This window comes from Paenibacillus sp. P4_A7, from assembly GCF_056402455.1.
Map to the genome: position 1 here is coordinate 1 of NZ_JBFUHJ010000187.1, position 9,787 is coordinate 9,787.

Here is a 9,787-nt window from a genome sequence, read left to right on the forward strand (position 1 = left end):
TTTCGTCAGGTGTTACGCCTTTACTTCTTGCTTTTACCATTAATAATTTACCCCTCTGCTTGTGTAATTGCGATGCAGTCCACTCCGTTATTTAAACTTTCGTAGATTCCTATTTCGCTTTAACCATTCCATTAATTCAAGAGCGCCAACGAACATCACAAACAATATAAAAAGTGGAACAGACTTTTTAATTGGGATGAGATCGAACATCGGAGCAATGATTGCCGTTGCTCCTACTATAAGTATACCAAAAAGAGACAGCTTCCAACCACGTAACATTTCCGTGCYCACCTTCTTTGTTATCCAAGTGTGCTAATTACAGTATAGTGTGAATACACCAACCTAGCAATATGTATCGCATTCGCTTATTAATCGATTTGGACTGACGTAGCAGTACTATTGTTAGTGAACCTTCTTTGGTCTGTTTAATGTACATAGACTCGTTGCAACTCCACCAGCTGTAATGGTCATTAAAGATAAGAAGAAAGTATCTCCAGGAAGCAATATTTCACCAATGCTAATGATTAGCAGATCAAAGGCTAATATAATGATGCCGACATTTATAGGGAGAATCTTAGATACAAAATCCGCGAGCAAATCCATACCACCGGTAGAACTCTCATAACGCAGCATAATTCCCATTCCTGTACCTATAAAGAATCCGCCTATCACTGATCTTGTGAACTCCGTCCATTCAATATAATAACTAAAATAATATTGATAAGGCTCCATAAAATCGATGACATAACTTGAAAATAGCAAGCCGCTTATACTTAAATATACTAAATCTCGATCATAAAACCAGGCTAGCACAAATATCGGCACACTACACAGAATCATAACAAGCCCGATTTTAATGTGAAATAAATAATTGATAATAAGAGCGATACCTATAATTCCGCCATCTAAAATACCTAATGGTACTAGAAAAAAATTAATACCAATCGCGATTAAAATACTACCCGCTATAATGGCGATGATCTTATTTAAAGACAGCATCTCAATTATTCCTCCCGACCTTGCGACAAAAAGGGCCTGTCTGATATATATGCAGGACCTGTCCATTGAATGAGAAATTTTCTGCTTTGATGCTTTTAGAAAATACAAAAAGAGCCCACCATTAGTCTTTCATTAGTGGGACTCCATCATAGTCTTTTATGTTTAAATACAAAGCAAATCAACAAACTCGTGCACGGGAGTCTTTTCGAGCTCTTCTTGGTTGTAGCAAAGTTTTAAAATGGCATTTACTTGCTTTGGCGGAAAACGACTGCGCAGACTCGATTCAAATTTTTGCTCAAGCAGCGGAATCGCTTCAAATCGCCTTCTACGATGTCCGATCGGATACTCGACCTCTACCTTCTCCGTTGAAGTCCCATCGTTGAAAAACAATTGAATCGCGTTTGTAATTGATCGTTTGTTTTCATCCAGATAGTTTTGCGAGTAGCTAGTGTCCTCGATCGTAACCATTTTCCGCCGCAGCTCGTCGATTTGCGGATCCAGGGCAGCTCTTTCTTCGTAATGATCAGCAGTCAGCGTTCCATGGAGAAGGGCGATTGCTACCATATACTGCAGGCAATGATCTCGATCAGCAGCATTATGGAGCGGTCCTGTCTTATCAATGATTCTCAAAGCAGATTCATGCGTTGTGAGCTCAATTTTATCAATATCGCCAAGTCTACCAATTAGGAAAGGATACAGTTGTATCGCGGCTTCGACTGCTGTTTGACCATGAAATTCTGCTGGGAAAGATATTTTGAAGAGTACGTTTTCCATAACATAAGATTGATAGGGCCGTTTGAGTGCGATAGGCTTCCCTTTAAATAAAACATCATGAAATCCCCAGGTTGGTGCAGTTAATGCAGAAGGATATCCCATTTCACCTTTTACAGCCAGAAACGCAAGTTGAACAGCTCGGCTAGTTGCATCTCCTGCTGCCCAAGACTTTCTTGATCCCGTATTCGGAGTATGTCGATAGGTTCGGAGCGGATGCCCGTCGATCCAAGCATGGGAAACGGCATTGATGACTTCCTCCCTCGATCCGCCGAGCAACTGAGTGACTACTGCTGTTGAAGCAACCTTAACGAGAATAACATGATCGAGTCCTACCCGATTAAAGCTGTTTTCAAGAGCAAGGATACCCTGGATTTCATGTGCTTTAATCATAGCAACAAGTAAATCATTCATAGTAATCGGTGTTTTGCCTTGAGCGATATTTCTTCGGCTTAAATAGTCACACACAGCAAGAATGCCACCAAGATTATCGGACGGATGGCCCCATTCTGCCGCTAGCCATGTATCGTTATAATCGAGCCAGCGAATCATGCATCCAATATTGAATGCTGCTGTAATGGGGTCTGTCTGAAATGAAGTTCCTGGCACACGAGCGCCGTTAGGAACGATTGTCCCGGGCACGACAGGTCCGAGCAGCTTCGTACACTCGGGATACCGAAGAGCGAGTATACCGCATCCTAACGTATCCATGAGGCATAACCTAGCTGTATCGTAAGCCTCCAAGCTTTGTATTTTGTAATCCAATACATAATCCGCAATCTCCACAAGCAATTGATCAGGCTCTGGCCTGTCGTTATTACTAATTGTGGACATGAGACTCTCCTCTCTTCCTGCCTCCCATCAGGATCGGTTATCTATTGCCTGCCAAAGCTTCAAGTCAGGTCCGGTATAATCAGCTTTCGGCCGAATTAATCGGTTACTAACGCGCTGTTCGATGATATGAGCTGACCAACCGCTTGTTCGTGATATGACAAAGATCGGGGTAAATAAAGCAGTGGGAATTCCCATCGTCCTATAAGCTGAAGCGCTATAAAAATCCAGATTAGCAAACAGCTTCCTCTCCCGCTGCATCACCTGCTCAATACGCTCAGATATTTGAAAGAGCTTCATTTCTTCTGCGGCTTCAGAGAGCTTTCTCGACCATTTTTTAATAATAGCTGACCTTGGATCAGAGACTGAATAAACGCGGTGGCCAAAGCCCATAATGAGCTTCTTCTGAACAAGCATCTGCATAATAGCAGTTTCAGCTATTTGAACAGAATCAAACAGCTCGATTAATGACATAGCTGCTTCATTCGCTCCTCCATGTAATGTGCCGCGCAGCGTTCCTACACCAGTCGTTATAGCCGAGTAAAAATCAGACAAGGTAGAAGTTGTTACGCGCGCTGCGAATGTAGACGCATTAAACTCATGCTCTGCATACAAAATAAGTGATGCATCTAAAGCTTGCTCGTGAAGCGAATTCGGCTGACGTCCGTGCAGTAGATGGAGAAAATGACCGGCGACACTTTTGCTAGCTGACTCTGTATCGATTTTCTTTCCATGGGTATGAAAGTGATACCAGTATAAAAGCATAGATGCGCTGCACGCTATTAGTCTATCGGCAATATCCGAAGCACTATGTCCTTCTGTCTCCGGTTCAAATGCAGCTAGAGCGGATATTCCGGTTCGCATGACGTCCATAGGATGGGTGCTGCTCGGCAATTGTTCAAGTATCTTTTGCAATCCACTAGGGATCCTTCTTAAGCTTGAAAGCTTGTTCTTATATGTCTCTAATTCTGTTTCATTCGGCAGCTTTCCATTGATGAGCAAATAAGCTGTTTCTTCGAAAGTGCCGTAATTCGCAAGATCCTCTATGGAATAACCGCGATAAGTTAAACCTTTTCCTTCTTTGCCTACTGTGGAGATCGCTGTTTGCCCAGCAATTACATCGGCAAGGCCGCCGATTTTGTTAATCGCCATCTAGGGATCTCTCCTTTCTGATCCGAACAGCTGATCCAGCTTCTGTTCATAGTCCAAATAATGAAGAAAATCATAAAGCTCTGCTCGCGTCTGCATGAGATCGATAACCTTTTTCTGTGTTCCTTGCTCTCGAATCGCGCGGTAAACCTGAAGTGCTGCTGCATTCATCGCACGAAAGGCAGATAAAGGATAAAGCACCAAGCTTACCCCCGCTTCACTTAATTCCTCAACTGTAAAGAGCGGCGTCTGTCCAAACTCCGTAATATTCGCAAGAACCGGAACCTTTACCGCATCAGCAAACCGTTTGTAATCCTCCAGATTCTTTACCGCCTCGGGAAAAATCATATCTGCTCCCGCTTCCACACATGCACTGGCTCTATCAATCGCCGCATCCATACCTTCTACTGCTAGAGCGTCTGTTCGTGCCATAATAACAAATTGAGTATCATCCCGTGCATCAACAGCTGCTCTTATACGGTCAACCATTTCGTCCTTGCTGACTATCACTTTATTCGGACGATGCCCGCAGCGTTTGGCCAATACTTGGTCTTCAATGTGAATACCCGCTGCCCCCGCACGAATCATTTGCTTAACGGTTCTCTCAATCTGAAAAGCGCCCCCAAATCCGGTATCGGCATCGACCAGCACAGGAAGTTCGGTTACGCTAGTGATTCGTCTGACATCCTCTAAACAATCGTTTAATGTTGTAATGCCAAGGTCGGGCAGTCCATAAGAAGCGTTTGATACACCCGCTCCAGATACATATAAAGCACGAAACCCAACCCGCTCCGCCATAATGGCAGAGTAAGCATGAATGACACCCGTGATTTGCAGCGGCTTTTCTATAGCAACAGCATCCCGCAAATGCGTTCCGGGAGAAGTTCTCATTCCGTCACCGCCTTTAAAAAAATAAAGAGCCTTTATTTCAGCAGCTGACTGCTGATCACGATACGGTGAATTTCATTAGTCCCTTCATAAATTTGCGTTACTTTCGCGTCTCGAAACAAACGTTCTACTAGCAGTTCTTTGCTGCACCCATCCGCACCCAATAACCGGACAGCTTCACTAGTTACCTCAACCGCCGTATCGGAGCTAATCATTTTTGCAATAGACGCTTCCTTTGTACACGGTAATCCTACCTGTCGTAAATAAGCGGCGCGATAGACGAGCAGCCTAGCCGCCTCCACCTTTGCAGTTAAATCGGCTAACCGTTCATCATGCAACGACCGCTTTCTGCGTGATTTCACAACTTGCACTTCACTTCGTAATTTAAAATGTTGATCTAACTGTTGTAGAGCTGCCTGAGCAATGCCAAGCGCTTGTGCCCCAATGCCAATTCGACCTCCGTCCAGCGAGCCTTTGGCAATCTTAAAGCCTTCACCTTCAGCGCCCAGCCTTTGATTAACAGGAACCCTCATCTGTTCAAAAAACAACTCACAGGTGTTAGAGCCATGAAGGCCCATTTTTTTCTCCTTCCTTCCGATCCGAAAGCCTTGTGTATCCTTATCTAAAATAAATGCGGTCATTCCCCTCGCTCCCAAGGAGGAGTCAGTAACTGCAAACGTGATATAAATATCCGCGGCACCTGCGTTTGTGATGAATACCTTGGATCCATTCAAAATGTAATGCTCTCCATCGCGTACTACTGAAGTACGAATAGCAGAAGCATCTGAGCCGGCATGAGGCTCCGTTAACGYAAATGCGCCCAAAAACTGTCCTGATGCTAGCTTGCTAACATAATTTATCCGCTGTTCTTCTGTACCATATTGAACGATTGGAAGGGTTCCCACTGACGTATGCACAGATAAAATCACACCGACAGCGGCGCTGACTTTCGATATTTCGTTAATGGCAAGGATATAAGATATAAAATCCGATCCCGCTCCACCCCACTTTACCGGTATTGGAATGCCCATCAGCTCCAGCTCAGCCATTCTTTTAATCAATGCTGAAGGAAACTCATCATCACTTTCCATAACAGCTATAGCAGCGATAATTTCTGTTTCCGCAAAATGACGAACCTTAATCAGAAGTTGTTCTTGTTCCTTCGTAAATCGGAGCTCCACATTCAGGCACTCCTTCCCCAAACCTACCCCGGAGCCTCATAAATGAAAAATCCGCGTCCAGTCTTTCGACCGAGCCAGCCAGCGTTTACATAATTGCGGAGTAACGGACATGGCCTGTATTTACTATCACTGAAGCCCTGCTGCAAAGTTTCCATAATGGCCAAGCAGGTATCGAGTCCAATAAAATCAGCGAGCGCGAGTGGTCCCATAGGATGGTTCATGCCAAGCTTTAAGACCTGATCTACGGATTCCGGGCTAGCAACGCCTTCATATACAGTGAATATCGCTTCATTAATCATCAGCATGAGCACACGATTAGATACGAAGCCTGGAAAGTCACGCACTTCAACTGCTGTTTTCCCTATTGCTTTCGTCAGCGTCATTACGCAGTCGAAAGTATCATCTGAGGTTGCCACTCCTCTAATTACTTCTACGAGCGGCATGACCGGTACAGGGTTCATAAAGTGCATGCCAATTACCTGTTCTGCCCGCTTCGTTGCCGCAGCTATTTCTGTAACAGACAGTGAAGAGGTGTTCGTCGCCAAAATCGTATGGGGCATACAGACCTGATCCAATGCTTTAAACAATGTTTTTTTCAAAATCATATTTTCGGGGGCCGCTTCAATAACGAGATCTGAATCCTTAGCGTTTACCAAGTCTATAGATGGTTTTATGTGATTGAAAATGTTCTTCTTTTGCTCTTCTGTCAAACGGTCTTTAGCAACTAATTTGTTTAAAGACTTGTCGATTGCTAGCAATCCGCGGGCTACTGCCTTCTGATCGTTGTCATATAGATTTACTTTAAACCCTTTTTGGGCAAGTATTTGAGTAATGCCATTGCCCATTTGTCCAGCACCGACAACCGTGATCTTATGGATCTCCACCTATATCCACCTCAGTCTTCAGCCAGCCTTAACCATCTACTCGAATTAATAGAGCATCCCCTTGTGCTCCGCCGCTGCAAATCGCAGCAATACCAAGTCCTCCGCCTCGTCGCATCAGCTCATGTATTAACGTAAGCACGATTCTCGCCCCACTTGCCCCAAGCGGATGCCCCAACGCTATAGCTCCCCCATTTACGTTAACCTTCTTCGGATCCCACCCAAGCATATTCTCGCAGGTTAGAACAACAGCCGAAAATGCTTCATTGACTTCGAACAATTGAATATCAGCAAGCTTAATCCCTTTTTGATAAATGAGCTTTCGAATCGCAAGTGCTGGAGCTGTAGCAATGTAAGCCGCTTCTGTCCCGATTACCGCGTGACCGATAATTCTTGCCATCGGCCTAATACCTCTCTTAGCCGCTTCATCGCCCGACATTAGCACCATTGCGGCAGCACCATCGTTTACACCGGGAGCATTTCCCGCTGTAATCGTGCCGCCTTTCTTCCCGACCGGAGGAAGTGTCGCAAGCTTCCCTGCATTTGTATCCGCTCGCGGGCACTCGTCTTGAACAATTTGCGATAAAGCAGCAGTAAATGGAACAATTTCTTCGGCAAATAGCCCCCTCTGCATGGCTGAAATCGCTAATGAGTGACTCCTCAGCGCCCATTCATCCTGTGCTGCTCGACTGATTCCGTACTCTGCTGCTACACGGTCGCCATGTTCAACCATAGGCACATGAGCAAATGCACATTGTAAGCCATCATAAAGCATGAGATCGGTTAGCTCTTTATTTCCCATACGATTGCCCCATCTAGCGTTTGGAATAGAGTATGGAGCACTACTCATACTTTCCATCCCACCAGCTAGAAGGATATTAGCATCTCCGGCTCGAATAATTTGGTCCGCTAATGTAATTGCTCGAATACCTGAGGCGCATACTTTATTAATCGTCTCTGATGGGATGCTCCAATCCAGACCGGCCAGCCTAGTTGCTTGCCGCGATGGCAGTTGTCCGGCTCCTGCCTGAAGAGCCATTCCCATAATGACACCTTCTACACTCGCATCATCTATTGCAGCTTTCTTAATCGCACCATTCAGCGCTGTCGCACCGAGTTCAACAGCCTTAACATCCTTAAACATTCCTCCGAATTTACCGAAAGCGGTTCTTGCCCCACCTATGATCACTGTCTCGCGCATCTTACATCCCGCCCCCTAGGCCATTAAGATGCGTGAAATGCAATCCGTTTTCAAGCCTCCTGTTCCGAGCTCTGTTTGTAAACACTTGGCATCCCTCATTAATCGCTCCATTCGATATTCTCGCATATAGCCGTACCCCCCAAAAACTTGAACTGCATCTATCGTAACGGACACCGCCATATCAGTGGCGTACACCCTCGCTACAGCTGCCTCCTTACTGAAGGATAAGCCTTCGTCCAGACGCCAAGCGGCCTGATAGGTGAGAAGCCTTGCGGCCTCAATCTTCGCCGACATATCGGCTAGCTTGAACGAAATACCCTGCTGTCGTCCGATTGGTATGCCAAACTGCCGGCGTTCCTTGGCATATGCAGTGACCGCATCCAACGCCCCTTGTGCAAGACCAACCGCTTGTGCCGCTGCGCTAATGTGACCCCTATCTACAATCGAGTTAATAATCTCCTGTCCCTGTCCCTCTTTACCTAGTCTATTCCGATCCGAAACCTTACAATTTTCAAGTTTCATTACTCCAGTAATGAGAGAGCGCAGCCCGAGCTTGCTCGTCTTTGCCGTGATAGACAGTCCTGGTTGATCACGTTCAATTATAAAAGCACTGCTGGTTCCCTTTCGGCTTGATCCTTGCCGCTCTACATAAATGACATAATAATCCGCTGTACCCGCGTTTATAACGAGTGAATGACCGCCATTCAAAATATACTCGTCTCCAACTTTATGAGCTGTAATTCCCATCTCTATATCCGATTTATTCGTTTTGTCAGATTGGTCTTTATCAAATTCCGGAAAACAGCATCCGCCTAGCATCGTCCCCTGTGCCGCTTGCTCAAGCGTTCCTCTCTTCTGCTCCTCGCTTCCAAATTTGTAAAGAGGCAACGTTGCAAACACGATATGAGCAGCTAATACAGCTGCCGTCGATGCGCATACCTTAGAAAGTTCTTCCAATAGGATAGTAAAGGTTAAAAAATCGCTCTCCACCCCGCCATATTGCTCAGGCAAGAGTACTCCTGCAAAGCCCAAACCTCCCATTTTCATAAAAAGTCTGCGATCAAAACGCTCCTCCTCATCCCGATCTCTGGCTTGTATAGCGACTTCCTTCTCGGCAAAATCCCTTACGACCTTACGAGTCATTTCTAACTCCTTGGATAAAGAAAAAAGCATCTCCCTCCTCCTCTGATTCCAAGTGGACAAAGTTCGACGGTTTCCGCGTTTAGCGTATTATATGAGTGGAGCCTAATTAAAAATAACTGAATGTTCGGAAATTATTAGTCTCTTTTCGATGTGACGACAAAAGAAAAACGTATTCCCTTTTCGCAAGGAAATACGTTAATGTTATTGAATATTAATGTCATTAATTACTCGCACTTAGATTAAGTTGCCCTATAAACTCTGCTGTGTAATTCCTTTGCCTGGCTCAAACGTCAGCAGCTTCGTCGCGATCTTATCGATGAAAAACCGATCATGACTTACCGTAATCACAGCGCCAGGAAAGTGTATTAAAGCCTGCTCCATCACCTGAATACTTGTCAGATCAAGATGATTCGTAGGCTCATCCAAGATGATCACAGCGGCACCCGATAGCAGACACTTCGCCAAGGCTACACGCGCTTGCTGTCCGCCAGACAGGTTTCCGATTACTTTACTTAAATCCACTTCCGAGAACTGCAGCATCGACAGGAACTTGTTTACTTTCTTACGCGGTGCATCCAGCCCGAGCCCATATATATTTACAGCATGGCTAACCGTATCCTTTAAATCGAGCTCGTCCCACATCCGGTTGAAATAAGCGTAACTGACTCCCTTTCCGAACAATACGTCACCTGAATCAGGCTGATCTTGGCCGGTAAGAACCTTAATTAAAGTAGATTTCCCGC

Annotated in this window: 10 protein-coding genes; all 10 read right to left on the reverse strand. The window is 45.2% G+C overall.

Translation table 11 applies throughout. From position 1 onward, the window contains the following. Nucleotides 1-87: 87 nt before the first annotated feature. Nucleotides 88-279 carry a hypothetical protein gene (locus AC1DWN_RS19840; RefSeq protein ID WP_477560633.1) on the reverse strand — a complete coding sequence of 64 codons (192 nt, stop codon included), beginning with the start codon at nt 277-279 and terminating at the stop codon, nt 88-90. A 123-nt stretch (nt 280-402) separates the two neighbouring features. Next, on the reverse strand, nt 403-999 hold the full coding sequence (locus tag AC1DWN_RS19845) for a YitT family protein (RefSeq protein WP_477560634.1): 597 nt from the start codon (nt 997-999) through the stop codon (nt 403-405). A gap of 162 nt (nt 1,000-1,161) precedes the next feature. Further along, nucleotides 1,162-2,604 carry a bifunctional 2-methylcitrate dehydratase/aconitate hydratase gene (locus AC1DWN_RS19850; RefSeq protein WP_477560635.1) on the reverse strand — a complete coding sequence of 481 codons (1,443 nt, stop codon included), beginning with the start codon at nt 2,602-2,604 and terminating at the stop codon, nt 1,162-1,164. 27 nt (nt 2,605-2,631) lie between these two features. Next, nucleotides 2,632-3,753: a bifunctional 2-methylcitrate synthase/citrate synthase gene (prpC, locus tag AC1DWN_RS19855; protein ID WP_477560636.1), complete on the reverse strand. Its 1,122-nt coding sequence runs from the start codon at nt 3,751-3,753 to the stop codon at nt 2,632-2,634. Continuing rightward, entirely contained in the window at nt 3,754-4,641 is an 888-nt protein-coding gene (prpB, locus tag AC1DWN_RS19860) for a methylisocitrate lyase (protein ID WP_477560637.1), read from the reverse strand. A gap of 32 nt (nt 4,642-4,673) precedes the next feature. Continuing rightward, nucleotides 4,674-5,819: an acyl-CoA dehydrogenase family protein gene (locus AC1DWN_RS19865; protein WP_477560638.1), complete on the reverse strand. Its 1,146-nt coding sequence runs from the start codon at nt 5,817-5,819 to the stop codon at nt 4,674-4,676. 23 nt (nt 5,820-5,842) lie between these two features. Continuing rightward, the gene (locus tag AC1DWN_RS19870; RefSeq protein WP_477560639.1) at nt 5,843-6,703 is read right to left on the reverse strand and encodes a 3-hydroxybutyryl-CoA dehydrogenase; all 861 of its coding nucleotides are present in this window, start codon (nt 6,701-6,703) and stop codon (nt 5,843-5,845) included. A gap of 28 nt (nt 6,704-6,731) precedes the next feature. After that, nucleotides 6,732-7,901, reverse strand: coding sequence for an acetyl-CoA C-acetyltransferase (locus AC1DWN_RS19875; RefSeq protein ID WP_477560640.1), 1,170 nt, complete (start codon nt 7,899-7,901; stop codon nt 6,732-6,734). A 15-nt stretch (nt 7,902-7,916) separates the two neighbouring features. Then, on the reverse strand, nt 7,917-9,074 hold the full coding sequence (locus AC1DWN_RS19880; protein ID WP_477560641.1) for an acyl-CoA dehydrogenase family protein: 1,158 nt from the start codon (nt 9,072-9,074) through the stop codon (nt 7,917-7,919). 219 nt (nt 9,075-9,293) lie between these two features. Continuing rightward, the coding region (locus tag AC1DWN_RS19885; RefSeq protein WP_477560642.1) for an ATP-binding cassette domain-containing protein at nt 9,294-9,787 on the reverse strand (494 nt) is incomplete at its 5' end.